We start from the raw sequence: 25,354 nt of genomic DNA, 5'->3' as shown, positions 1-25,354 counted from the left end.
CGATGCCCGGCATCAGCTGACTGGTTCGGGCCGCGAGTTGCTCTCTCGTCGATGGCCGATTTGACCGTCGTTGTTTCTGAAAAACGATCACGTGCGGAGGGTATCCTCCGGCACATTTCTTCGTTCGGTCGAGCGCAGCGATCGGCCACGGCGACGCCAGAAGCCGAACGCACGCGTCATGGGTTCGCTTCCGCGGCGTTCATCGCATCGAAATGACTTGCGATGCCCGGGCAGCGAGCGATCCTCGCGGATATTCCCCCGCCAGGATCGATGCGTGGGCTTGCGCATCAAGGCTGAATCTCGTACGGCGGACATGCCGACAGGCGTGGATCGTCCACCGCGCCACCGACGGTGAAGTGATACAGGGATTGCCAGACATGATCCTTCACGCCGAGCAATGCGTGCATCTCATCATCGAAAAAGCAGCCAATCCCCGTCGCGCGCACACCGGCGGCTTCTGCTTCGAGATAGAGCGCCTGGCCGAGCATGCCGCATTCCCAGAACAGATGGCGATAACGCCAGGGTTGCTTCAACGCGATTTCGAATCTCGCGATCATTCCAAGCGCAAAGCAGGAATCGGCACCGATATCCTGATGGCAGCAAATCAACTTTGCCGCCGCGCGCAAATCGTACGGCAGTAGAAGATAGAGCGGCAGATGGTCCGGCCCGATCTTTTGCCACAACCATTCGGGACGCAGAGATCGCTTGAGATCCGGCAGTGCGCCCGGTGTCCTGACGAGCATATACAGGCCCGGCTCCAGCCCGTCGACGCGGTGCACCAACAGCGCCGCATGCACTGCGGCAGGAGACATCTGCGCATTCCACGGCGGCGTGTCGGGATGTGTCAGCAAGCACGCCAGCATGCTGAATAAAGTCGCGTCGCTGATGCGCGTCGTGCCATCGAAATTCACGGCGCTGCGACGCTGTCTGGCGATTCGGGCGAAGCTGAGATCGAGGGTTGGCGTCGCCGGCGCTGGACACTGCTCCGGATGCGGTGGCGAAGGTGGTTCGCGAGTGTGGGTCTTGTGGGTGGCGCGATGAATCGAATCGATGTCCGGCCAGGCCACATGTCCCGAACTCAGTCGATTGGCGCGTCCGTGCCACTGTGCCCCGTCCAAAGCGATCAGCATGCTCTCGAGATCGGGCCGCGTATCAGGGTTACCAATCCAGAGCAAAAGATCCGGCGCCTCCGTTTCGGCTTCCCTGAAATCTTCGCGGCGGTCCACTCCAAGCAAGCCGGCCACGGCATCATCCGCAACCGACTCCATCAACCGCGTCTGCCAGCCGAGCGCTGCGGCTGCGTAACTCATCGCAGCGATGACATGGCCGCAATCCTGCTGGCAGTAGCGCCAGGCGCGCATGCCGTATTTCCATGCCTCGCGCCAGTGGATCGAGCTTATGCCGACCAGGACACCACTTTCAGAAAACGCCTCGTTCCATTGTGGCTCGTCCACTGAAGCGCGATGTTCAAGCGCATGATCCCGGCTCAGGTAGTGGTAGACGCCTGCGGGCAAGCCGGGCAGAGCCGGACACAGAAGATAGCCCTCGGTCGGATGCAGATTTCCGCTCGAAGGGTTGCAGCGCAGTGCCCACCGCTGGGCACCAAAGGATTTCCACGCCGACAAGCCAAGCGAGAGTTCGAACAGGATTGCCAGACTGGATAGATCGAATCCCTGCGTGGGCGGCAGGGTGCCGCAGCGTAACGCGTTGTAGCAGGTGGCCAGGGTGTCCGCGGCCAACGGCAGAGCAACGCGCGGAGCGCCGTGAAATACGCGAAACGAATCCGGCTGGGTTGCCCAGTCGAGCCCCCCAGGGCCAGGAGCGTAGAAGTTGAGACGGTGCTTGCTGCGTTCGTGATAATCAAGCACCGCACGCCTTGACCGATCCATGTCCCCTCAGACCCGGAATACCCGCACGCGCGGCGAGTGCAGGTCAGAAAGAAGCCGCGCATGGGGTGCGCGCGCAAACGGGGGCCACGCTCACGAGATCGTGTACCGGTTCTGGGGCCCCCCCTTGTAAAGGTCTCTGGCAAGTCCCAGAATCCGGTCGCGATTGCGGTCGAAGGCCGCAAGCAAGGCGGGCTCGCCGGAACCCATGTCGGAGTTCAGTTTCGCCAGCATCGCATCGTCGACCAGAAAGGTAATCTCGCGAGAATTGTCGTAACCCCAGAAGCACACACAGTGTCTGGAAGCGTCGTAGGTGCGGCTGGGATTGGGAAAGTTGAGTGTTACGGCGCTATTCCCCATCTAACCCTCCTGACAGATATAACGCCACTTGCTCGCGTTGACATTAATTCGGGCGTCGTTTTCGCGCCGCTTCTCGGCGCGCTCGCTGTCCGCGCGCTTCAGTGCCAAGGCGCGCGCCTTTTTCACGTCAACGTAATCGCCTTGCCTGGCGGGCGTGTCTGGGTTCAGTTCAGTTTGCTTAGGCATGCCGGATCCCAAAAGAAGAAATTCAAGTTTCAGGACCGTCGCGGTGACTGAGTTTCGTCGTCGCCCGCCCCATACGAGGAGCGGACGACGACCCGCGGGCTTGCGGCCGACGGCATCTCTCGCGCACGGAACTGCCGGATCGAACCTCGGACGGAGGCTCGGTTGACGCGCGAAGTTCGCAGCTTCGACGTTCGCGCGCGGGATCGTCGTGGTGAGCCTTCTGCGTAGCTTGCGGACAGGGGGAAGCGTAAGGAGTCGAAGCAAAACCGTCGGTCGCGCGCATCGAACCTCACGAGAATGCGCCCTATACCACGGCCGTGCAAGCGCTATCTCATGTCAGGGCCATGATCGGCCCGCCCCCCAGGCAACGCTACCGTCATCAAAATTTGGGCATGGCGGCCGCCAGCCTTCCTGCCCGATGGCCTGGGACGGGGCGCGTTCATACCATCTTCGTTGAATCGCCTCTTCATTGCCGGTCCTCAACAATTGTGGGCTCTCAGAAAAGGTGTCTTTGGCCCCCTAGACAGATCAAGGACTTGGACATCTTTTTTGAGAACACCGCATGCTTCTTGTCTCAGAAAAGATGTCCGCAGCCCCGGAAATTCTCAGAAAAGTTGTCCTTCGGAATGTCACGCCCCTACCTAGGCGCCTCGGCGGAACTCGGCGACCAGCAGCACAATGGATGAGCGTTTCAGCGGCCAGCGATGTCGGCACTTCTTGTGCTATAAATGTGCACATAGTGTGCGCCGAGAAAGCTTCCATGAACTCCGGTCTGACCCGAGATTCAACACCACCCCTCGATTTCGATCAGTTCTTGGCGTCTTTGGAGGACTCGGAGAGCGCTGCGCCGATCGTCTCGGCGCGACGCTTCGCGGCCGCCCTGCATATCGATATGCAGACACTCGCACTGCTAGCCCACGTCCATCGCAATACCATCAGTCGTCTTCCCGGCGCCGAAAGCGTGCAAAAGTATCTTCGAGACGCGCTGCGGGTCATCCGAGTTGCAACCGATATCTCCGGAGATATACGGAGCACACTGTTTTGGTATCGCAATGAACCGCTGCCGACCTTTGGCTACAAGACTGCCGAAGAGCTGATATCGGAGGGACGCACTGAAGACCTGCTGCGTTACGTCACATCGCTCGAGGCCGGTGCGGCTGGATAGCCGGAGACACACGTTGCGGGTCCGCAAAATTGCGGCTACTCTCACATCGTAGCTAACTTCCGTTCGGCGAAAGAAAACAGGGTGCGGGGCTTACCGGCTTGGAGGTGATTCCACGGTATGTTCCTGCCCCACCTCTCCAAATGCCCGCCCGATGAGCGGGTATTTTTTCGGCCGCCTTGACCGTACAGCCATTCGAAAAATATGCATTTCGAACCCGTGCGCTGAACCAGCTTCAACGTCGCATGATGTCGGTTGTCGTGTCGAATGCCGCGCAAGCGGCGGCTGCCGCAGAGGACAAACTTAAATAAGCATTGCTTGTAAGAGGCGTGGGCAGCTCACTTACTCCTGAGCCAATAGACTCGGCGCAAATCTCCCAGCCGTGGCGTGCTATAAGAGCGGCTAAGGCGTGCAGTGCCGAGTTATGCATCTACGCGGAAAGGCAATGATGCTGACGTAAAGTTGCACCCATCACCATCACTCCATGCGACGATGAAAGCTCCCAAAACACTAATACAAGCGGCCGAGAACGCAATCCGAACCTGTCCGCGCGGGACCCAGTAACGTCCTGGTCAACGGCGGCTACACAACGAAGTAACGAGCGTGCGCATCGTTCGGGCAGCGTCGGGCGATAGCGCCCTGGTGCAACTTGCGCGGTCTTCCGGAGAAACATGGCCTGTTAGATGCATCACGTCGCCTGCGTGATCGATGATACGATCGCAGCGGCGTGACCCTGCGGCCCCGCACGGGGCGAGCTGGGGACGCGTCGCTGCGGTCAGGTACAACCGCGGCGAACGATTTACCCCCCGAACTAAAAAAGCGACGGCTTTCTGTCTGTCCGGAGTTGAAACTTGAAAAAAATCCGAATTCCGCTTGTTCTTTCGCTTTTCCTGTTCTGGGCAGCCGCGCAGGCGGCGACCGATGTGTCAAGTGCTCCCGACTACGGTCTCGAGCGCAACTGGCTTTGCAAACCGGGACGGGTCGATGCTTGCGCGACCGACATCAACGCGACGGAAATCTCGCGAAAAGGCGAACAAACCGTGGAGCCATTCGTCCACACGCCTGACGACGAGAAGAAAATTGATTGTTTCTACGTCTATCCAACGGTTTCCACACAGGACGCCGACGTCAGCAATCTTGAGCAGGAGAGCGCCCAGTTCGATCGCATTCGCACGCAGTTTGCGCGTTTTTCCAACGTTTGCCGCCTGTTCGCGCCGATGTATCGACAGGTTACGTTGAAACTCATGGCTGAATATGCAACCGACCTGAAGAAATTCGATCCCAATGCCGTCATGGCGGCGGCTCCGCAATACAAGACTGCCTATGACGATGTCGTTGCGGCGTGGAAGCACTACCTCGCCCATGACAATCATGGTCGCGGTGTTATCCTCATCGGCCATAGTCAGGGTTCGTTTATCTTGCGCGATCTCATCAAGAATGAGATCGACGGAAAGGCGGACCAGAAAAAGCTGGTATCTGCTTATCTGGCAGGTGTCGTGATTGCCACATCCAAAACCAATGTGGACAAGAACGAGTTCAAGACAGTACCCGTCTGCACGAAAGCATCGCAGACGGGTTGCTTCATTTCGTTCTCGAGCTTTGAGGCGGATGCGCCGCCGCCATCCTGGAGCAAGGCATTCGGTATGAGCACCGCAGCCGGAACGACCAATAACTGCTCCAACCCCGCAGAACTTTCCAGCGACAACGGCCGCTTGATTCCCTATATCGACGCCAGCCGCACAACGGATGATGGCAAGGCACCTATCGAATGGACGAGGCGTGCTTTGGCGGTGGGGACCCCGCTTGTCAAATTACCGGACTTTCTCAAGGCAAAGTGCGTGACGCGCGACGACGGCGCCGGTTATCTTTCGATCGACTTCATCACCCCGGACGCGAGTGGCGATCTGCGCAAGAGACATATCCCCGGGCACGTCATTGTCGGCCCCGTCTTGCTGTCGAACTGGGGTGTCCACGATGCTGACATGGAGCTGGTCATGGGGAACCTAGTCAAGCTTGCCGGACGACAGGCTGCAAGTTGGTCGCAAAAGTAGCGGCTCCGGTATTTGAACCGCACCGGGAATCGTGGAGGCCGGTTCGTTCCTCCATGTTCTCCGGTTTCGCGTGCGCCGCGACGCATGTCGAAACCGTGTTGAACGCAGGTTAAACCGTGCTGGGTGCGTCAAAATAGTTCTATTTTTGGATGCAACCGTATCGATTTTTCAGATATCGCGAGAATCGACCACCCGGCGCTGCGGCACGCGGATCTGCGTGGGTCGGGCGGCCCCGGATTGTCGCGAGACGGTCGGTTGATATGATGTTTACCGCGCCCCCATCAGTTTTCCACCGGAAAGGATCCTGACGCTCAGACAGCTCAAGTATTTCGTCGCGACCGCCGAGCTCGGACAGATCTCGCAGGCCGCGATCCAGCTCACGATCTCGCAGTCGGCCGTGACGAGCGCGATCAAGGAACTGGAGGACCGTCTCGGCACACCGCTGTTCGTGCGCACGTCGTCGGGCGTGACGCTGACCGATACCGGACGGCGTTTTCTCAATCACGCGTACACGGTCCTGTCGTCGATCGACGAGGCGATGCGGATCCCGAATCTCGAAAGCACGCTGACCGGTACGCTCGCGATCGCCGCGAGCTACGCGATGCTCGGTTACTTCCTGCCTCATCACTTGTTGCGGCTCAATACGCTCTATCCGCGCCTGACGATCCATCTGCACGAGCAGAACCGCGAGTCGATCGAGGACCGGGTGATCGCGAGCCGCTACGACATGGCCGTGCTGCTCACGTCGAACGTGTCGAATCTGGAGCTCATGCTGGAGCCGGTGATCCATTCGGTGCGCAGGCTGTGGGTCGGCGCGCATCATCCGCTGCTGCGGCGCGAGAGCGTCACGTTCGCGGAGGTCGCGCACGAGCCGTTCGTGATGCTGACGGTGGACGAGGCCGGGCAGACCGCGCTGCGTTACTGGAACGAGACGCCGTATCGGCCGAACGTGATCCTGCGCACCTCGTCGGTCGAGGCGGTGCGCAGCATGGTCGCGAACGGCAGCGGTGTCGCGATCGCGTCCGACATGGTGTATCGCCCGTGGTCGCTCGAAGGGCGGCGTATCGAGACGATCGTGCTGCGCGACCCGGTGCCGCCGATGAGCGTTGGCCTCGCGTGGCGCAAGAACATCGAGCTGAGTCCCGCGATGCACGCGGTGTGCGACTATTTCACGAGGGTCGGCCGGAATTTGTGAATATGGGGAACTTCTCATATTTATGATTAGGCGCAGTTCCCGACCATATCCGGCTCTTCAAGGGGTGAGTTCTGCGATGAGCGGAGAGTGCCGGCAATAGCCGGCCGGCGTCACGGATTTACAGTAATCACTCGACCAGCACCGTAGCGTATGTCGTTGACGACAGGAGAATCGCGATGCTATCGGATGGGCTCGACGTGAGCAGTAGACGGCAGCGACGGCGCCACGTTCCACGGCAGCAGTTCGTCGATGCGGTTGATCGGATGGTCAGCAATGCGCTCAAGCACATAGGCGAGATACGCCTCGGGATCGAGGCCGTTCAGGCGTGCCGTGCCGATCAGGCTATACATCGCGGCGGCACGTTCGCCACCTGAGTCAGCGCCGACGAACAAGTAATTCCGTCTGCCGAGGGCGACACCGCGCAGTGCTCGCTCGGCGATCAGATTGTCGATTTCCGCATGCCCGTCGCTGCAGTAGTAGATGAGCGCCGGCCAGCGATTCAGCGCGTACCGAATCGCCTTGGTCGTGTCGGATTTTGCAGAGAGCGTGGCGAGCGTTGCTTCGAACCAGCGTTTCATGTCGTCGAGCAGCGGCACCGCTCGCGCCTGGCGCACACCGTGCCGCTCATCAGGTGGCTTGCCACGGATCTGCTCCTCGATCTTGTAGAGCGCGCCGATCCGGTGCAGCACTTCCTCCGTTACCGCATTGGGACGGACGGCATGTAGATCATGGATCTTTCGGCGAGCGTGGGCCATGCAGGCAGCTTCCTGGATGGTGCCGCCGCGATACAGCTCGGCATAGCCCGCAAACGCATCGGCTTGCAGCACGCCGGCGAAGTCTGCAAGATGCTGCTGTGGATGCTCACCCCGTCGATCGGGTGTGTAGGCGAACCAGACCGCCGCCGGCTCTTCGGAGGCACTTGGCCGATCATCACGCACGTAGACCCACAGACGTCCTGTCTTCGTGCGGCCGTTGCCGGGCGCCAGCACTGGCAGCGGCGTGTCGTCCGCATGAACCTTGCCGCCGGCCAGCGCGTAGCGGCGCACGGCGTCGACCAGCGGTGCGAGCAGCGCCGTGATACTGCCCATCCAATACCCCATTGCGCCCGGATCGATCTCGACGCCCTCACGCGCGTACATAACTGCCTGGCGGTGCAACGGGATGTGGTACGCGAACTTCGACACGGCGATGTGTGCGAGCAGCGCCGGTCCCGGGATGCCGCGGTCGATCGGCCGACTCGGTGCCGCAGCCTGCACGATGCGATCGCAGCACGCGCAGGCCAGCTTCGGACGGCGGTGACGAATCACGCGGAAGTGCGCCCTCACGTATTCGAGCTGTTCCGCGACGTCTTCGCCCAGCGGCTTGAGTTGCCCGCCGCAATCGGGGCAGTCATCGTCGGCTGGCAGATGGATGCGCTCTTCGCGCTCAAGGTGATCCGGCAACGGCTTGCGGCCCGCACCTTCGCGACTCGGCCGCTTCACTGCTGCAGCCGTGGCCATATCGGCCGAACCTTCGTCGGCCTGCAGGTCTTCCAGACGTAATTCAAGCTGTTCGATCTGGCGATCCAGCTTCTCCGATTTCCGGCCGAACTGCATCCGGCGCAGCTTGGCGATCGTCAGCTTCAGATGTTCGATCTCGATCGCGCGCGACGAGAGCTGCTCGCGCAAACTGGCGACCATCGCCTTCAGCGCATCAATGTCGTCGGGGAGATCGGTGGGAGCAGCGGACATGCAGTGAGCTTACACGACGCCACCATCAAGCTCTCCACACGTAATGAACGTTTACAATGCGCTGCGCGGGCGTGCCGCATCGACCGGTTGCCGCCAATCGAAACCTTCGAGCAAGAGCGCGAGCTGAGCGGTCGTCAGCGCAACAACACCGGCATCGGCGCGCGGCCACGCGAAACGTCCTTTCTCGAGGCGCTTCGAGAGCAGGCACAGGCCACCGTCGCACCACCACAAGCACTTCAGCAAGTCGCCGCGCTTACCCCGGAACACGAACACGTGCCCGCTGTAGGGATCCTTCTCCAGCACGGTTTGTACCTTCGCGGCCAACGAGTTGAAGCCGGAACGCATGTCCGTGACGCCCGCCGCGATCCAGATTCGCGTGTTCGGCGGGATCACTTCAGACAGTCTCGCAAATACTGTTCGGCGAACTCCTGCGACACACCGCGGATACGAATACGTCGTTTGCCGACCTCGATCTCGATTTCACAGCCCGGTGGCATTGCCGGGCTCGCCGACACATCCAGCGTTTGCGGTAGAGCGCGGTTTGGGACGTCTTTCGCAGGCAGATCGACCACATCAACAGGCAGCAGCGCGATGTTTGGTACCGACGGTACACGTTGCGCATCTAGTAAGCTTCTTCGCCACTGCGCGACCATATTGGCGTTCAAGCCGTGCGCACGAGCTACCTCGGCAATCGAGCGATTCGGATCGTTCGCTTCTGCAGCAACCGCTTCCCGAAACTCCTTCGTGTAGTTCCTCGATCCCGGTTGTCTTCCATGCACCACTGGCCTCATCAATCTGATTCCCATTACATCTGATGGGAATCAGATTGCCTGTGCCGCGCCCTCATGAACAGACGGTACATGTCGAGTGCTTACGATTTACAGACCTCCAGAACAATACGGATTTTGTGTGCGCGCTCGGCAAGATCGCGACTTTCGCGGTGGCGGAGCCGACGACGGCTGGAAACGGCAGCCCACAGATGAAAACGCAATTCGAGGGTTGGCCGGGATTCGTAAAACATTCGCTACATCTGGATTGGCGCGACAAGACAGCGGCCAGACGCCTGATGTGCAAGCTCCTCAGCGGTAGCGGGGCGGCGCGTGATTGTGACGGACAAACTGCGCAGCTACAAGGCGGCCAACGACGACATCAGGCTGGAGAGCGTTGACCACCGCCAGCACAACCGGACGCGCATTTGCAGCGTTAGGCCGTCTGGAGCGCGCACACGAACGAACTGCGAGACTGCAGTTCCGGTCTGTTTGCGCTCGTCATGCAGGACCTGATACCCCCGCGCCGCGAGGAACGGTCCGACAGCGTCTCGCGTCACCGCCTCCTCGGCCAGACTTTCTGTGCTGCGAAATACGCGGGGCCTTTTGCTCATCGCTTTTCCTTCTATTGCTTGATCTGAATCACGTGCTCTTGAAGAAGGTGCCGACGGTAATCGATGCTCCTCCGCACTCCGGACATTTCGGACGCATGTCGTCTGCGCCGACGCGCTTGCGTCCGACAGCATAAGAATCAGGTGCTACGTTCTCGAACCCTTCAAACCGCGTTGCCGAACGTCCCCAATCGTCAGAAGACTTGATACAGACACCTTCGTGCCCGCAGGCATCACAGGTCGCCTTATAGTGATCGTGTTCCCAGGACATAAACGCTCAGTCTCCCGATTCAAGTTGCGAAGATTTACCGCACAGAATGTTGTGGTTTCTCCGACACCAAAGGCTAAAGCATAGACGGCCGAGAACGCGCCACGCGCCCTGCTAGGCGCTATCGACTACAGCTAGATCGTAACGCGCAAGCGCTTGGCCCGCTCCTTAAAGGCTCGTTCACCGCCCTCCAGAATGTCACAAACGTGCTTTCGGATCCGCGGGTTTTCCAAGCTACCGCTGTCGTACGATATTTCCGGGAGTTGCGACGGACGATGCGGTCCGCATGTCGCCACAATCACCTGCTCCGCATCGGTATTCACTACCAGATTGGCATTGTGCGTAACGATAATAATTTGCCGACGCTTTTTGGCCTCCCGAAAGCAGTCGACCAACTCCTGAAAAATGGACTGCGGATCAAGATTCTCTTCGGGCTGGTCAATAATGAGCGGACGATCGTCTTCCGCGTCGATAGCGAGGTATAACAACAGGAGCACAATCCCTCGAGTACCCGGTGAGAGTTGCTCAATGTCCACGCCGTCATACTGTAGCCCGTAGCCAACGGAAATGTGATCGGTACTGTAGAGCCAGTCTGATACATTTCGCGCCCAGGAACGAAAATCCTCGCCATCCGGGATATGCGTCCGAAGATCAGCCTCATTCGCTTTGACAAACTCGAACAGGGTCGCCGCAGCGGTCGCCGCGTCACCTGTCGACCAGGCCCCGAGCAGTTTTTCCTTGGCGCGCTTCAGCAGTTCGCCGCGGCCACGGAAAGGACCGCTCTTGCGCAGATCCAGCAAGCCCTCGCCGCGAGCGGCCCAATCGCCAAGATTGATAGCCCGCCGAATAGAGAAAGACAGCTTTGATAGCGATCCGGCGGACTGCTCGATTCGCTCCTTGATCGGTGCATATAGGGATGAAAGCTCGGTTTCCTCCTCCACAATTGCAGCGAAGACCTCCGCGTAAGCCTTACGCCGTGCGTCGATCAGCTCCTTTATCTTGGCGTCGGCCGCCTTTGCACGCTCTATCTGCTGCAGAACCTTCTTCCATGCAGATTCGGCCTTGGAAATTTTTTCGGACAGCGTGGTATATCGCTTGGCATTCTGGATGTCGATTCCAACCAAAGCCTGCAATCGACCAAATTCGCGCTCAAGTAGTGCCAGCGTCTGATTCCCAAGTACGGCATCGCCTGCAATTAGTGGGATGGTCGGATCGGCGTTGGGATCGAGCTCCCCCTGTACACCCTGGAGCGCAACCAAACCACGCTTGGCCTCGGCAACCCGGGTCTCAAGGAGCGCATCGACATCGCCGGCGAAGACGAGCTTGAATTGATCCCAGTCTTGCTGTGTCAGCGCACTTTCTTCCCTTCTCTGTTTGAGAGCCTCCAGATGCTCGACCGCTTCGCGGGCCCTAAAGTCCACAACGTCCTGCTGCAGGAGTTGCAGTGCGCGGAGCTTGCGATTCGCGAGATCCACGCTCTGACGTTTGCGATCGACAGCCTCTGAGAGCTGCTCAAGTCGCCGGGCGCGGGCCTCATCGCCTTTGCCAACCAACGAGTTTCGATTCTTCTTGTCCTTTTCGATAGCCGCCTGCCTCTCATCTCGGTCTTTCTCCAATACCTTCAAACCATCCTTTCTGACACGCTCCTCCGTGAGATCGACAGACGCCCTCTCAAGATACTGTTGACTGCGACTTCGCTTGTCGCGTGACGCTTCGAGCCGAATATTCAGAAGTTCTTCGAATGTGTCAGCACCGAATCTATCCTGATACGGGTGGGCATTAAAAATAACCCTCTCGATTTCGTCGACCAGCTCGTCGTTCGGCCCTTCCGCAGAGCACAGCAGATCAACGAATTGCTGGGACATGTATTGCACATGCGGGCGATCGAATACGTCCCCTGGGTCTGCCGTGGTTAGAGGGCTATGCGTTTGCTCGCCAGATGCCCAGTACAGACGAGCTTCACTGCCGCCCAGAAACGGTCTTGCCCGAGAGAGGAACGATTTTTCGTTGGTCCATGGCGGCAACGAATAGCCAGCGGCCGCGATAAGGTCAGCCAAAGCGGTCTTTCCGGATCCGCGGGCACCGATGATTGCCACGAGGCCCGTGTTGAGTTCAATGTTGCTTCTCGATAGCCACGTTGCGTCCGAAACCGATATCGACTCGATCGTCGATCCACTGAGCGCGCCTTTCGGCGGCTCTTCACCGATAAACACGCGCTCACCGGGCTCGATGCACACCTGCCGTAACGTCTCGAAATTCAGATCGCCTTTTATCCAACATAGACGCTTGATATCTGGCACCCCCACCTTATTTGCAGAATGTGCGTCAGAGCCGTGCAAGCAAGGTTTTGGTCCACCGTACTGCTGCTGCAGTTCCTCAACGGATAGCGCCTCCTTGCCCAGCCAAAAGCTAACCTGCTTCGGATTGCCGCTGAAAATAATGTGGACGGTACGTTCGATTTCCTTGCGCAGCGCAGCAAAAGAAGCAGATATGTCGCGCAATCCTGAAGTCCCATCCTTTTCGCCGCCGGCGACAGCAAATAAAACGTTTCTCCGAGCCCATTCCGACTTGTGAACCGCTTCTTTCAGATGATCCAGCGTAACCTTGAATTGATTTGCGCCCTCTGCGCGAGCCGAGTCATCATCCGTGAGCCTCGGGTTATACGTACGACCGAGACGGATGAGATCCGTGCGCTCACAACGATACGTTTCGCCTTGGTATGAAAATTGCAGTTCACGTAGGAAACGATGAATGCGGTCAACGTGATCCGCATCGCCTGGGTTGAAAAGCAGGTGTAGGTTGATCGCAGATGCCTTTGATGTCTCGATACTCAGGCGCAGCTCGACGTTGGGAAAGACAAAATCGACGTTCGAAAGGCGTCCCTGCTTCCTGAATTCTAGCGCCTGTACATAGCCATCAACACCAAAATAGTCGGTGATACCTAGCGCACACAGCGGCGGAGACGTCGCCTCAACTGCTTTGAGGAAATCTTCCCACGGTGCGTTGCCACTATACTGATCGTTCAGTGCAGTGCCTGGCGCGTGAACGTGCGGATCCCATCGATGCCACACCGATCCCCGAGCGTTCCGTGCATCAAATTTATCTGTCATTGGTTTCCCCAGATCCATGTTCCTAACCGATCGCATAAGTTTTCATTCGACCGGGTCTCGGCGAATTTTATAATGTACCGCACGATCGAAAGAGATCGACAAAAAATAATGTACCGAACCAATTCGGGTAAGTTACTAGTATTTATGGCCTACCCACTCACCATCCATCGCGAATTATCAACACTATCATTTCGAAAGCTTGCGATTGCATTGACTCTCTCTACGGAATCTTAGATTATCAGCATCACGCGAATTCGACGTCCTCTCTAGGTAACCCGTCGCATAATCTGTCCCGCTACAATGATCTCAACATCGGCGGCAGCAAGCTCACGCATTCCCAACGAAATGCTTCCCAAAACCAGCAACACCGCGCGTATCAATTCGATGCATAGCCCCTACGCCAGCCACATCCTTGAAAACATGGCTAGTTCCACAAGACGAGGATAGCCCGGCGGCAATTCGCTACTGCCTCACTTCCGCGCGTCGGCCATCGGGACTTTCCGCGAGCACATTGCAGCCGTTCCTGACAGCCGAAAAGCGCTATCATGTGCATAACATCACTAGGAGGAAATTATGGCAACCTACAAAGAATTGAAGGCCAAGATGGATGCTCTCGCAGAGCAAGCCGAAGCTGCGCGCATCGCCGAACTTCAGACCGTTATCGCCGACATCCGTGTCAAAGTGGCGGAATATGGGATTACCGAAAAGGATATCTTCGGCAAGCAGCGGGGCCGCGTGGCGGGGGCCACGTCCGAAGCGAAGTATCGCGATCCGAAGACGGGTGCGACTTGGTCGGGTCGAGGACGCGCGCCGGCGTGGATCAAGGATGCCAAGAATCGTGATCGATTCCTGATCCAGGAGTAACTACACGCGGCCGCAACTCGGTCGTTCGATTGCTGCACGCGTCGAACGCAATCGACACATGCCTTACGTCCGGTTACCGCGCCGCAATCCCACCAATCAGCATCGGAAAGCGGCGTCGCTCGACAACTCGCGACACCTTAACAGTTGCTCAGCCGCGCTCGCAAGCTGAAGCATTGACTGCTGCCAAATCTGCATGGACCAAAATACGTCCACATCACGTCCGCGAGCATCCGTGTGCCCGTTGTGTAAGCGGTCCTGGATCGCCCCTGCCAATTGTGGTGGGTGGAATAATCACGGACTAAACAAAAACCGAGGACCCGATAACCAACTCGCGTGCCCCGGTTGCCGCACACGCATTGCTTCGTGTGCCAAGTCGCCACGAAATACGCGGCTGCAGGAAATGCTTTATTTGTAGTTGAACGCGCCAGGATGGTTTGCGAGGCTACCTGTCAGCGCAGCATAGAGGATAGTCCGGCCATCAATCGATTCATCACCGCCGCCAATGTTCAGCCACGTCAGTCGCTCAGTTCCCTTCTTCGGGCTGACGGTAGACAGCACGCCGTACATTTCGTTCTTCTGCGGATCGTATAACACTGCGATGCTCTCTGAGCTACAGTCGTGCGGCTTGCAGGCGGTCATCACGTAGACATCGTGTCCTCCGAACGACACGGTGATCGATGGCGACTCGGTTCCACCGCGCACCACCCACGCCGGCAACTGATGTCCTTTCTTCATCGCATCGAATGCTGCGCTCGCGGCGCGATTACCCGCGATTGCGCTCATTGTCCACGTCTCCGTTGTCGCGGGACTGCCAGCCCATACGGCTTGGGCAACGAACAATGCAGCGGCAGCAAAAGGCATTCTGATATACATGTATCCTTCTCCTATCCAATGTACAAAAATCCCATTAGTCTCGAAACGAGTCGGTAAGTTTCGTGAGCAAGTCGACGATATGCCTCCATATTAGATCAGTAGTCGGCAGGCGTTCTGTGCCATTGCCTCTTGGACCTCCATGCGGCATCATTAAAGAATAATGAGCGAACACGGCTCTATATGGCTACAAAATCCCGCTGCAGGTCATTCACACATCGGTCAAAAAATATCCGCCCTGTAGGGATACGCCTCGTAAATGGTAGGTGACATCCAACGCGTCCCCAGAATGAACTTTTATGGTCTACACAGGCTTGCGGCACACACTCGCTTGCCACGCACTTGGCCTCCTCATGCGCGATCGTGCGGCCTCATCTTACTCAAGATGACTTCCTCGACGCACGAACCATGGCAAAGATCGCATCACTCAAAGCCTCATCATGATCCACCGACGGCGCTGTAGTTTCGCAACGACAACGTCGATCTATTTTCACTCGGCGCTCCGATTTATTGTCATGCGTCAACTCCACAAATCGTACATCAACTACAACATCATCGAGGAGCACAATCCGATAGGTGTTCTTGTGAAGCGATTCAATGCGGCTACTTTGATAGATCTGATGGGCGTCGATCAGCACTCGAACTGCTGACCTGACTTGCGCGATCGACAATTCAAGTTCGGAGGCAAGCTCCGGAATTGTCCAATCGCTCTTGTCAGCCATAACTTTAAGGATACGCTTACGTACGCGTTCTGCTTTACCCGACGGAGCCATGTTGAAGAGCGAATACGTTGATTGTGGCGATTTCTATCCGATGCTAGACCAAAGGAAAGCAGCGCGCCCGCTGAAATTTTGACTGAACCTTAAATCACCACTACACGCTTCCTTTTTGGTAAGCGACGATCATCGAATCAATTTTTCATCATCTAAAATATCATTTTCGATCGCTTACTGTTCTTGCATAATTGCAATTCCTCTCCATACCGAATAGACGTCAACGCAACCCTTCAAGGCTACCTACTTAAACGATACTTTGTTTCGGTAAACCCAAGTCATCATTGCCAAACCAGCGAATCACGCCAGTTGATTCAGACGATAGCAATTCCGTACGCGCGGCCTGTATGGCAAACAACATCGACTGCAGACCATCAATCCCCCACACTTCCCGACGAACAGTACGATGTGGCCACATGACTTCAAGAGTGCAGCGCCAATCACGAACGGATACCACCTCGGGAACATGAAGTCGGACCCGAACGGTCCACTCCGCGTCCAGATCGTAGATGCGCTCTACAAAAACACGCGAGTTTCCGGAATCGGTGACTCCGCGTGCCATCTTAAGACTGCGTATCGACGTGACATCCGCCCAATCCTCCATCGTTACTCGCCGCTCCACCGCAACCGAATAACCCACATCCACTCAGTGCCAGCGCACCGTGCCGCCAACATGGTGACATTCACAAGCCTTCGTTGTACTTTTGCTCTCATCGCTGACTCAACGCCGCAAATAAAATCACCTGAGATATCACATGCAATGCTCTCGGGTTCGACAATATGACAATGACAGGTTCAGCTGATCCACGGCGCTGCGCAACCATCGTGACAAAATGAGTCGATGTCGAGGAACACGTCCATTCCGAATGATTCAGATCGTCAATTCTCCTGTCCATTTTCGGCTGCGACTGACGAACTCGACAAGTCACGCGGCGACGATACGCAGGGCAGTCGCATCCCGGACCATGACGTCGACCGCGTGAATCTCGTCTGGTGTTGACCGAATACGGGATCCTTCGATTGGAGTTCGACCGTTTTTCACCACAACGTACATGAGCTTTCGCCACGCGTCGGCATATCGATAAGCCGGCGCGACAGCCAGTTGCATGTCGAACAGTAGGAGGACTTGCTCGATGATTGAATACTCCTCCTCTCTCAACGCCCATCGTTCATTACGTACCGCGTGTATGATGCAATTCTCTATAAGTACTTCGGCCACACGGAACTGCTCAATATCAGCTCCTACAGACGTCACATCACGCATGAGATACGAGAGATAGTTGACTTTCGCAAGATGCCCAATCAGTACGACATTTCCTCTCCCACTTCGTAAAACTGATAGTGCAATATGCCCTTCCAGCGACAGACCTCGAACCTTCTCAGCAGGCATCGGAAGAAGTTCCTTACGGGTTAGCGGCTTGCGCTTCATTCTTCGTGGATTTCGAGACATGTACATACGGGATTCAAATCCCGTCCTCCTAAGATACTGCCGCATCAGTCCGTAACTCGCCTCCACCAAATAATGGAGTTCTCTCTATATAAAAAGATGCAGCAACACTTGCTGCTGCGTAAAAACTCAGGTCCAAGAGGATGCAAAACCTGAGTTAGGCCACTTATAAATTTTTTAATCACACACCATTTAGTCATGTGCGATCAGTCGCAGTGACGATCTCCTTACGAGCGACTACACCGACACCTTTCGCCCGGCGACCATAAAGCTCGGGAAGATCACGAGCTTCCCGTCGAGCCGCCTCGCGGCCTCAGTCGAGGATCCCAAATGCCCCAAGTTCGCTACACCCACCGGCGATACGATCCGTCGCAGCACAGAAATGTGCAAGCACCTGGCACGTGGCCCAGCTAGCACGTGTCTCTTTCTCGACTATACATTTCGACGAATTCCCTACCAATTTCCTTGCAATTCCATAATTTCTCTCATGATTGAACGCCATGAGGAGTCGACCTCTACCTCTCTCATAAATTAGCCTCCGGATAAAAAAGAGGCGCACGCAAGATATCAGCACATTGGATCATCTCGCAAAGAATCCATCCAAGCTCAGTACCCAGCACAAATGAGACAAATAAAAGCATTGATAGAGACAAAACGTCCGATACTTAAGAACCGCTCATGCACTCATTCATCAATGGAAAATCCAACCCCATAACTCAACATCACAAAATCGTCGTATTCATACCACTTACCGGCCGTGGATATGAATGTATCGTGACGCAATCTCGCCCACGCAAAGGGCGTCACAAATTCAAAAAAAACAATAATTACAATCACTTACCAAGCACACCCGAACCATCTATTTCTAAATCAGAAATACATAATTTCCATTTCCGAAAAGTATCGCTTCGCACTCCCTCATAAACTCATATCTCCCAAGAGGGCATCCATCCGGACACACTCGGGATGATTGTTAGCGCTCCATATGGTTGAGACCATCGATGAAACCAGGTCGCAAGGCTTGCATCTTTATGAAAGGATTTCCACGCATGAAAAAGACACTGATCGTGGCAGCAGTCGCATCTGTTGCGGCATCATTCGCAACCGTCGCTCACGCACAAAGCAGCGTCACACTCTATGGCCTGGTTGACGCAGGTATTACTTACCAAAGCAACATCGCCGGCAAGTCGCGGTGGGCGATGGGTTCAGGTATCGACCAGAGCCGTTTTGGTCTGCGCGGGTCGGAAGATCTCGGGGGCGGCCTGAGGGCGATCTTCACGTTGGAGAGTGGCTTCAACATCGGAAACGGCAGCTTCACGAATAACAGCGGCATGTTCAACCGCCAGGCATTTGTCGGTTTGTCGAGCCAGTACGGCACAGTTACGCTGGGTAAGCAGTACGACTCCGTTCAAGACTATCTGGCGCCGCTAACGGCAACGGGCAGTTGGGGCGGTGGGTACTTCGCACACCCGCTGAACAACGACCGCCTGAACAACGGTGGCGACGTCGCGATGAACAACACCGTGAAGTTCGCGAGCGCAAACTACGAGGGCCTGCAGTTCGGCGGCACGTATTCTTTCTCGAACAGCACCAACTTTGGCAACAACCGTGCGTATAGCGGTGGTGTTTCGTATCAGTACCAAGGCCTCAGGCTGGGTGCGGCATACTCGCAAGCGAACAATGCGGGCCTGAGCACGTCAGGTGCGGTGAATCCGTACGTTGATTCGCGCGGCATCACATACGGCATCCAGGGCCGCACCCGAACGTATGGTGCTGCTGCCGCGTACGCATTCGGCCCGGCACAGGTCGGCGCTGCATGGACGCAATCGCGTATTGATAATCAGACGAATGGCGCCGGTACCCTGCGCGCCGACAACTACGAAGTCAACGCAAAGTACAACCTGACGCCGGCTCTGGGTCTTGGCGCCGCGTATACGTACACGAGTGGGAAGCAGAACGGCCACAGCACACACTGGAACCAGTTCGGCTTGCAAAGCGACTACGCACTGTCGAAGCGCACGGATGTGTACGCACAGGCGGTCTATCAGCGCGCTGCGAAAAATGGCATCGGTGCATCGATCTACAATGGCGATCTGAGCACACCGCCGAGCTCGTCAATCAACCAGACCGCCGCAACGGTCGGTCTGCGTCATCGCTTCTAAGAGCGACGGTCAAGCAACACCGTCGAGGCACCTTCGGGTGCCTTTTTTCGTGGTCGATTAATTCCATCGACGTTGCCATCAAGAGGCAAGTGGCTAGCTTGAGTTGTTCTTTACACGGACGCGGCCGAGGATCGCGCACTGCGGACACCATTTCCCAGCACTGATATTCACCGGACGTGTTTCCCAAGTGTGTCCGCGATGGCATTGCCACATCAGTTTAACCCGCCTGCCGCGATATTCACTCGAAAGACATAATCCGCCGCGCATAGCCGCTAGGTTCCGCATATCCTCGATTGTATGGCGCCGTTTGAGGTTCGCGCATTGCCGGCACCAATGCCCAAGCCACACCTGGCTCGCTATAGCCAGCCACTCGTGACCAGCTGCACAACGGAAAGGGTACTTTTCACCTGCGCCATGATACGCAGTCGCCAAACAGACTCCGCCTCGCCTGCGAGCTGCCGCCTCCAAGCGGACCAATCCATTGGGATCCACTTGCCCAGCAGAGATCAGCTTCGCACAACGACTACACCATGTACCCCGAAGAATGTCAGATGCCTTGGCCTCCCATCGATGGCCCTGTGCACATTCAAACTTGTATTTACGGCCACGCGCCGTATATTCGGTTGGCAGACATCTTCCGTCCTTCGCTTGCGCCGCGGCCTGCAGTTGCGTCAGGCTGTCAGCATGCCAACCGCGATGCTTAGATTCAGTTCGAGCACAGTCTGGACACCAACGACCTTCGCTAATCTTCCGTCCTTGTACATCCCATTCGTGTCCTGCAGCACAACGAATTCGGTAACGCCTCATCAGTCCAGTGAACGGGCCATTCAAAAGCGTCCCGCCCCTCTCGGCTAGCTTGTCCATCCATCGATCCCGAAGACCTTCGTCTTCGCACCGGGCACACACCGGCGCCCCGCCGCTTCGGTAAAGTAAGGTGGCCGCGGTTCGCTCAAAAACGTGGCCACGCGCGCAGATAAACTCGTAGCGCGCGTTCGTATCGATCCACGTGCTGGACAAACAACACCAACCGAGATCAGCAACGCATTGCTGCAACTTCACCAACATAGCCTCGCGCTGCACCGCACCAGTCGACTTACATTGGCCCCGTGTCAATGCTTGCCCCTTTCATCAGTCCATCGACAAAACTCGCCGTTGCCTTCTCTGTTTCTAACGCTTCCAGTTCCTGCCGAATCGTCGGCTTGGCCGCCTCGAACGTCTGCATCTGAGTCGGTCGTCTCGCATCGACCTTCACGATCGCTCGCGGCCCGTTAGCGTCATTGCTCAGTGGAATCGACTCTGATGTCACTCCGCCAACCGGCAGACGAGTAATCGCCTGCGCAACAGCGACTGGAAACCCGTGCGTCTTGCCTTCCTGTACCGGTGTCTTAAAACTCACCCACGAAAGCTCACCGCCGACGGATGCTGTCGGCGCCTGACTGTATTGATGCGAGGCCCTTAACATTGCATCGACCTCCCCCTGCGTAATCGACGTGCCGTTGACCATCGCAACTACGCCTGCAGGCAATGAAGTAGTTTGCGCCTCGACTGGTATAGGTAGAATCAGTTGCCATGCCCATGCAGTAACGACCAGCATGCGATCCAAAACTTCGTTTTTCATCTCTGCTCACACTTCATATATAAAGAGCGCAGCGACCCACTACCACGCGAAGCACCTGCTGTTAAGAACGAACGGGTATATGCAGCCAGTAGTTCCTATCAATCGACGTGGCTAGGGGAACGGTGTGCATGGGTTCCAGGGTGGAAGACGCGGTCAATTCCGCCGAATACCTGATCTAACATCGGCGTATTCTTTGCGTTGCCGATCAACAAACAGCCGACTAGAACTCTGGGCAGGATTCGCGCCGACGACAGCGGGTATCTGCGCAACCGAACCACGCGCAAGCCATAGAATCAACAGCAGCAGCACGATCATCACTAGCCACAACTTAAATAATGTTCCCATAGTCACGCGGCCTACCGCGCAATGACAAAGATCTGGCGACCGCTACTAGTGACTAACTGGAAGACAGCAGAACGGCGTGTCAATTTTGATACCGCCCTCTTCGCAGGCCGTGTCGATCACACCGGACCAATGCTCGTGCGCATAGGTAGGCCAAGAATTGCAAGACGACTTCATCGTCATTCATTTTTCTCAGGCAGGCAACGCCAATGACAATTTTTTAATTTTATTGATTTAATAAAAAATTAAAGTCATTTAAATCTCTTAAAGATTAATGACACAAGCCGTCACGTCACCTCAATATCAAAGCAAGCTCGCAACGTCACCTATGCGATAGTGCCCGTCAATCCATGTATTTTTTTGCTGATTCTTCTTCCGATTGCAGCGAAGTCTCTGCATCGGACTCGTATGTAGGCAAACTTCCCGTCTCATGTGATAGCCTGCCCTAACAGCGCAATCCCTCATCGTCCACGACATCTATTTGGCCATGCTCACTCCTGCGCGTCCCAACCCTGAGCACCCTTCGACTGACGTTATCTCCGTCTGGCGCCTCACCACGGCAACGAGTACTTACACTATCGAAGTCCGTTCTGATCGAACCTGGTTGCCGTTCCAGATCGATTCCCACCCACGTCATCGCACTTGGACGATGAGTGCGCTTGCTCCTCAGCCGACTGCAGACGATTTAGTAGCGGCGATTTGCAATTGGACCGCATCGCGAGGCGGTTTGCAACAACTTCATTGCGTATGGGAAAGCTGACAGCCCGATCAAGGCACTTCGCTAACTGATTCTAGATCCATTGAGGGTGATACATTGCGCGATGAATTGATGACCGAAGCCATGTGCTGGCAACTCGAATCGAAAGTTACCGCAGAATACGCATACTCGGTGAGAACGACCTTTGAGCTTGCCTGCTATTGTCCGTACGAATCCTGCCTCGCCAAGGTGTACCCAAAGCAGAGAATCAACACATATTTCTACGCGCCGGACAAGCACGTCACCGGCTGTCCGAATGAGGCTCCCTCCACGGAATCCTCACTCAATCCCGCCCCCTCCAAGCCGAGACCAGTAGACGTTCAAGCGAGACCGATTCCGAATATTCTGGGCCCAGGACCAACAATCGAACACAAGCCATGCACCCCGACGAAAGAAGAACTACTGCAGCTCGCCGCAATAGTAAAAACGCGCCCAGCGTTGCATCCTGGAACGCTGGGCACAGTGATTGAAGCGTGGGTATGCACGACGCCTTATGAACGAGCAACGCAACCGTTAGTTGTTGCAGGGCGTAGCTTGACGTACGCAACCGCATTTACATTTCTTGGCAGCGCGACCGACGATATAGACACACTGAACATACTGGAGCGGATCGTCTTTGGTGCAGCTACTGTCGTTGACCTCGAGCATTGCTGCCTTGTAGAAAGCAGGAAAAAGTTTTTGCACGGGGTCAAGAGATCTTCGTTACGGGTGGTATTGAAGAAGCCAAACTTGTCGTCTGACCATCTTCCTGTGGATTGGCCCCGTCGAAAACCGGACACGAGGTAACGCTTAAAATTTGATTCATCGCAGGAAACCGTGGAGGGTTTGAGAGCGATTGCGTAACCTGACGCCTGACTTTAAGGACGTCAGGAGATGCAATTGCTCGATCGCAAGGCACTTCAGGCACTGGGCTGCTGGACGGGTTACCGACTGGAGCGTGTGGAATGGCCGGAAGGCGAAGGCCGCACGCTGTCGCTGTATTTGAAGCCGGTCAGCAAGATCATGTACTGCGAGCAGTGTGGGGCACGTTGCCAGCAGATCCACGAGACGACGGTTCGTCGGGTGCGTGACTTGCCGCTATTCGAATACCGGGTGGTGTTGCATGTGCCTCGTCGCCGGGTCTGGTGCGAACGCTGCGGCGGCCCGCGACTGGAGAAGCTGGCGTGGTTGGGCCGTTACCAGCGAGTGACGGAGCGCTTCGCCAAGGCTTGCGAGAAACTGCTGCAAGCGGCCAGCGTACAGGCGGTGGCGGCCTTCTACGATCTGGGCTGGCACACGGTCAAATCGATCGACAAGATGCGCCTGCGGGCGCGCGTGAGCGAGCCCGATTGGTCAACGATCCGCTATCTGGCGATGGACGAGTTCGCGCTGCATAAAGGTCATCGCTACGCCACGGTGGTGGTCGACCCGATCAGCCGGCAAGTACTCTGGATCGGACCGGGACGCTCGCGTGAGACGGCCCGGGCCTTCTTCGAACAGCTTCCCGAAGGCGCGGCCAAGCGTATCGAAGCGGTCGCGATCGACATGACCACGGCCTATGAACTCGAAATCAGGGAACAGTGTCCGCAGGCGGAAATCGTCTTCGACCTGTACCACGTGGTGGCCAAGTACGGCCGCGAAGTGATCGATCGGGTGCGGGTCGATCAGGCCAATCAACTCCGACATGACAAGCCAGCCCGCAAGGTTCTGAAGTCCAGCCGCTGGCTGTTGCTGCGCAACCGCCACAACCTCAAGCCGGATCAGGCCGTGCACCTGAAGGAATTGCTGGCGGCCAATCAGGCGCTGTTATGCGTCTACGTGTTACGCGACGAGCTCAAGCGGCTCTGGTTCTACCGAAAGCCGGCCTGGGCTCAAAAGGCTTGGGAACAATGGTTCGAGCAGGCTCAGCAAAGTGGGATCGCGGCCCTGCAAAAGTTCGCCGAGCGTCTGCAGGGCTACTGGCACGGCATCGTGACTCGCTGCCGCCATCCGCTCAATACCAGCATCGTTGAAGGCATCAACAACACCATCAAGGTCATCAAGCGTCGAGCTTACGGGTACCGCGACGACGAATACTTCTTCCTTAAGATTCGCGCCGCGTTCCCCGGTAATCCTCGATGAACCTAAAATTTAAGGTAGTCTTCCGCCTATGTTTAAGCCTAGCTCCAATGTAGAACCCATCGAGGTTCTGACCCAGCCGGAACAGCGCCGGCGCCGCTCTGTCGATGAGAAGCTTGCGATAGTGCGCGAGACCTTCGAACCCGGAGCGAGCGTTTCCGGGGTGGCCCGTCGCCATCAGGTGAATGCGAACCAGGTGTTTGCCTGGCGCAAGCTGTATCAGGATGGAAGCCTGTCAGCCGTGAGTGCCGGAGAACAGGTGGTGCCAGCCTCCGACCTTGTCGAAGCGATGAAGCAGATTCGCGAACTCCAGCGGCTGCTGGGCAAGAAGACGATGGAAGTAGAAATACTTCGCGAAGCAGTGGAGTACGGCCGGGCAAAAAAATTGATTGCGCGCTCACCATTGCTGCCAGGGGACGACCGTTGAAGACGGTCTGTGAAGTCCTGGGTGTGTCGCGCTCTAATCTTGCGGTCAAATCGAAGCGCCCCGCTGAGTGGGTCGACCAGCGCAGGATGCCGGTTCTGGACGACATGCCACTGGTCAACGAACTTCGGGGACTGGTCGCCGAGCTTCCCACCTACGGTTACCGGCGTGTGTGGGCGCTGTTGCGGCGAAACAGGGATGCGCAGGCCCAACCTCGCGTAAATGCAAAGCGGGTTTATCGGGTCATGCGCACGCACGGTCTGCTGCTCGAGCGCCGCCCTCGACATCCTGAATCCACACGCCGGCACGACGGCAGAGTCGCGGTGGAGCGAAGCAATGCGCGCTGGTGCTCGGACGGCTTCGAATTCCGTTGTGATGACGGCTCGCCATTGCGCGTCGTCTTTGCATTGGACTGCTGCGACCGCGAGGCCATGAGTTGGGCGGCAAGCACCGGGGGCTACACCGGCGATATGGTGCGTGACGTGATGCTTCAGGCCGTCGAGAACCGCTTCCAGGGAGCGCTGAAAACCGATAGCGAAATCGAGTGGCTTAGCGACAACGGTTCCTGCTACATTGCCGACGAGACGCTGACGTTCTGTAAGCGTCATTTCGTGGCCGCATGGACAGAGCTGCAGCCGGTGTCCAAAGTGATGTCCGTTACTTCAAGTGATGGG

At 56.8% G+C, this 25,354-nt stretch carries 18 protein-coding genes and 1 pseudogene; 7 read left to right on the top strand and 12 right to left on the bottom strand.

Going from position 1 to position 25,354, the window contains the following annotated elements; all coding sequences use genetic code 11:
* Positions 1-287 precede the first annotated feature (287 nt).
* The 3 genes from BLA15945_RS28870 to BLA15945_RS28860 all read right to left on the bottom strand — a co-directional run bounded on the left by BLA15945_RS28870 (position 288) and on the right by BLA15945_RS28860 (position 2,432).
* Entirely contained in the window at positions 288-1,868 is a 1,581-nt protein-coding gene (locus BLA15945_RS28870; RefSeq protein ID WP_233464328.1) for a SagB/ThcOx family dehydrogenase, read from the bottom strand.
* A 111-nt stretch (positions 1,869-1,979) separates the two neighbouring features.
* Positions 1,980-2,246, bottom strand: coding sequence for a DUF1488 family protein (locus BLA15945_RS28865; RefSeq protein ID WP_174993986.1), 267 nt, complete (start codon positions 2,244-2,246; stop codon positions 1,980-1,982).
* Complete coding sequence (locus BLA15945_RS28860; protein ID WP_174993985.1) at positions 2,247-2,432, bottom strand: hypothetical protein; 186 nt, start codon at positions 2,430-2,432, stop codon at positions 2,247-2,249.
* Between the two features lie 760 nt (positions 2,433-3,192).
* Between BLA15945_RS28860 and BLA15945_RS28855 the strand changes: the two genes are divergently transcribed.
* The 3 genes from BLA15945_RS28855 (at position 3,193) to BLA15945_RS28845 (ending at position 6,840) form a co-directional block, all read left to right on the top strand.
* Complete coding sequence (locus BLA15945_RS28855; RefSeq protein WP_080331033.1) at positions 3,193-3,597, top strand: DUF2384 domain-containing protein; 405 nt, start codon at positions 3,193-3,195, stop codon at positions 3,595-3,597.
* Positions 3,598-4,445: 848 nt separating this feature from the next.
* Positions 4,446-5,645 (top strand): DUF3089 domain-containing protein, encoded by a 1,200-nt coding sequence (locus tag BLA15945_RS28850; protein ID WP_174993984.1) that lies wholly within the window; start codon positions 4,446-4,448, stop codon positions 5,643-5,645.
* A gap of 301 nt (positions 5,646-5,946) precedes the next feature.
* Positions 5,947-6,840, top strand: a complete 894-nt coding sequence (locus BLA15945_RS28845) for a LysR family transcriptional regulator (RefSeq protein ID WP_174994019.1) — start codon at positions 5,947-5,949, stop codon at positions 6,838-6,840.
* A gap of 179 nt (positions 6,841-7,019) precedes the next feature.
* On the opposite strand, the gene tnpC is transcribed toward BLA15945_RS28845, so the two are convergent.
* From tnpC to BLA15945_RS28825, 4 genes are all read right to left on the bottom strand, one after another.
* Positions 7,020-8,570: an IS66 family transposase gene (tnpC, locus tag BLA15945_RS28840; RefSeq protein WP_012339753.1), complete on the bottom strand. Its 1,551-nt coding sequence runs from the start codon at positions 8,568-8,570 to the stop codon at positions 7,020-7,022.
* A 51-nt stretch (positions 8,571-8,621) separates the two neighbouring features.
* Complete coding sequence (gene tnpB / locus BLA15945_RS28835) at positions 8,622-8,963, bottom strand: IS66 family insertion sequence element accessory protein TnpB (RefSeq protein WP_012339754.1); 342 nt, start codon at positions 8,961-8,963, stop codon at positions 8,622-8,624.
* Entirely contained in the window at positions 8,960-9,376 is a 417-nt protein-coding gene (gene tnpA, locus BLA15945_RS28830) for an IS66-like element accessory protein TnpA (protein ID WP_012339755.1), read from the bottom strand. The genes tnpB and tnpA overlap by 4 nt, the downstream gene beginning before the upstream one ends.
* Before the next feature lie 974 nt (positions 9,377-10,350).
* Positions 10,351-13,326, bottom strand: coding sequence for a TrlF family AAA-like ATPase (locus BLA15945_RS28825; protein WP_174994018.1), 2,976 nt, complete (start codon positions 13,324-13,326; stop codon positions 10,351-10,353).
* 573 nt (positions 13,327-13,899) lie between these two features.
* Between BLA15945_RS28825 and BLA15945_RS28820 the strand changes: the two genes are divergently transcribed.
* Entirely contained in the window at positions 13,900-14,190 is a 291-nt protein-coding gene (locus tag BLA15945_RS28820) for an H-NS histone family protein (RefSeq protein WP_174993983.1), read from the top strand.
* A 405-nt stretch (positions 14,191-14,595) separates the two neighbouring features.
* Here the strand turns inward: BLA15945_RS28820 and BLA15945_RS28815 are convergent, their stop codons facing one another.
* From BLA15945_RS28815 to BLA15945_RS28805, 4 genes are all read right to left on the bottom strand, one after another.
* Complete coding sequence (locus BLA15945_RS28815) at positions 14,596-15,063, bottom strand: Ivy family C-type lysozyme inhibitor (RefSeq protein ID WP_174993982.1); 468 nt, start codon at positions 15,061-15,063, stop codon at positions 14,596-14,598.
* A gap of 377 nt (positions 15,064-15,440) precedes the next feature.
* Complete coding sequence (locus BLA15945_RS28810) at positions 15,441-15,833, bottom strand: hypothetical protein (protein ID WP_174993981.1); 393 nt, start codon at positions 15,831-15,833, stop codon at positions 15,441-15,443.
* Positions 15,834-16,080: 247 nt separating this feature from the next.
* Positions 16,081-16,395 (bottom strand): DUF6968 family protein, encoded by a 315-nt coding sequence (locus BLA15945_RS38065; RefSeq protein ID WP_407045120.1) that lies wholly within the window; start codon positions 16,393-16,395, stop codon positions 16,081-16,083.
* A 363-nt stretch (positions 16,396-16,758) separates the two neighbouring features.
* A complete protein-coding gene (locus tag BLA15945_RS28805) occupies positions 16,759-17,262 on the bottom strand; it encodes a hypothetical protein (protein ID WP_233464325.1) in 504 nt (167 codons plus the stop codon).
* 1,067 nt (positions 17,263-18,329) lie between these two features.
* On the opposite strand from BLA15945_RS28805, the gene BLA15945_RS28800 reads away from it, so the two are divergent.
* Entirely contained in the window at positions 18,330-19,442 is a 1,113-nt protein-coding gene (locus BLA15945_RS28800; RefSeq protein WP_174993980.1) for a porin, read from the top strand.
* Positions 19,443-20,535: 1,093 nt separating this feature from the next.
* Here the strand turns inward: BLA15945_RS28800 and BLA15945_RS28795 are convergent.
* Positions 20,536-21,060, bottom strand: coding sequence for a peptidylprolyl isomerase (locus BLA15945_RS28795; protein WP_174993979.1), 525 nt, complete (start codon positions 21,058-21,060; stop codon positions 20,536-20,538).
* A 1,978-nt stretch (positions 21,061-23,038) separates the two neighbouring features.
* Here BLA15945_RS28795 and BLA15945_RS28790 point away from each other — a divergent pair.
* Positions 23,039-24,259 carry an ISL3 family transposase gene (locus BLA15945_RS28790; protein WP_044844244.1) on the top strand — a complete coding sequence of 407 codons (1,221 nt, stop codon included), beginning with the start codon at positions 23,039-23,041 and terminating at the stop codon, positions 24,257-24,259.
* Between the two features lie 28 nt (positions 24,260-24,287).
* Positions 24,288-25,354, top strand: a pseudogene (locus BLA15945_RS28785) (IS3 family transposase); the annotation flags it as partial.

The sequence above is a fragment of the Burkholderia arboris genome, assembly GCF_902499125.1.
In the GTDB taxonomy this organism is placed as follows: Bacteria; Pseudomonadota; Gammaproteobacteria; order Burkholderiales; family Burkholderiaceae; genus Burkholderia; species Burkholderia arboris.
This window is presented reverse-complemented; position numbering and strand designations above follow the sequence as displayed.

What these genes read in the sequence shown, in the direction of transcription:
- BLA15945_RS28865 (WP_174993986.1), bottom strand. Translation starts at nt 2,246, where the DNA reads ATGGGGAATAGCGCCGTAACACTCAACTTTCCCAATCCCAGCCGCACC.
- BLA15945_RS28860 (WP_174993985.1), bottom strand. Translation starts at nt 2,432, where the DNA reads ATGCCTAAGCAAACTGAACTGAACCCAGACACGCCCGCCAGGCAAGGC.
- BLA15945_RS28855 (WP_080331033.1), top strand. Translation starts at nt 3,193, where the DNA reads ATGAACTCCGGTCTGACCCGAGATTCAACACCACCCCTCGATTTCGAT.
- tnpC (WP_012339753.1), bottom strand. Translation starts at nt 8,570, where the DNA reads ATGTCCGCTGCTCCCACCGATCTCCCCGACGACATTGATGCGCTGAAG.
- tnpA (WP_012339755.1), bottom strand. Translation starts at nt 9,376, where the DNA reads ATGGGAATCAGATTGATGAGGCCAGTGGTGCATGGAAGACAACCGGGA.
- BLA15945_RS28825 (WP_174994018.1), bottom strand. Translation starts at nt 13,326, where the DNA reads ATGACAGATAAATTTGATGCACGGAACGCTCGGGGATCGGTGTGGCAT.
- BLA15945_RS28820 (WP_174993983.1), top strand. Translation starts at nt 13,900, where the DNA reads ATGGCAACCTACAAAGAATTGAAGGCCAAGATGGATGCTCTCGCAGAG.
- BLA15945_RS28815 (WP_174993982.1), bottom strand. Translation starts at nt 15,063, where the DNA reads ATGTATATCAGAATGCCTTTTGCTGCCGCTGCATTGTTCGTTGCCCAA.
- BLA15945_RS28810 (WP_174993981.1), bottom strand. Translation starts at nt 15,833, where the DNA reads ATGGCTCCGTCGGGTAAAGCAGAACGCGTACGTAAGCGTATCCTTAAA.
- BLA15945_RS38065 (WP_407045120.1), bottom strand. Translation starts at nt 16,395, where the DNA reads ATGGCACGCGGAGTCACCGATTCCGGAAACTCGCGTGTTTTTGTAGAG.
- BLA15945_RS28805 (WP_233464325.1), bottom strand. Translation starts at nt 17,262, where the DNA reads ATGAAGCGCAAGCCGCTAACCCGTAAGGAACTTCTTCCGATGCCTGCT.
- BLA15945_RS28800 (WP_174993980.1), top strand. Translation starts at nt 18,330, where the DNA reads ATGAAAAAGACACTGATCGTGGCAGCAGTCGCATCTGTTGCGGCATCA.
- BLA15945_RS28795 (WP_174993979.1), bottom strand. Translation starts at nt 21,060, where the DNA reads ATGAAAAACGAAGTTTTGGATCGCATGCTGGTCGTTACTGCATGGGCA.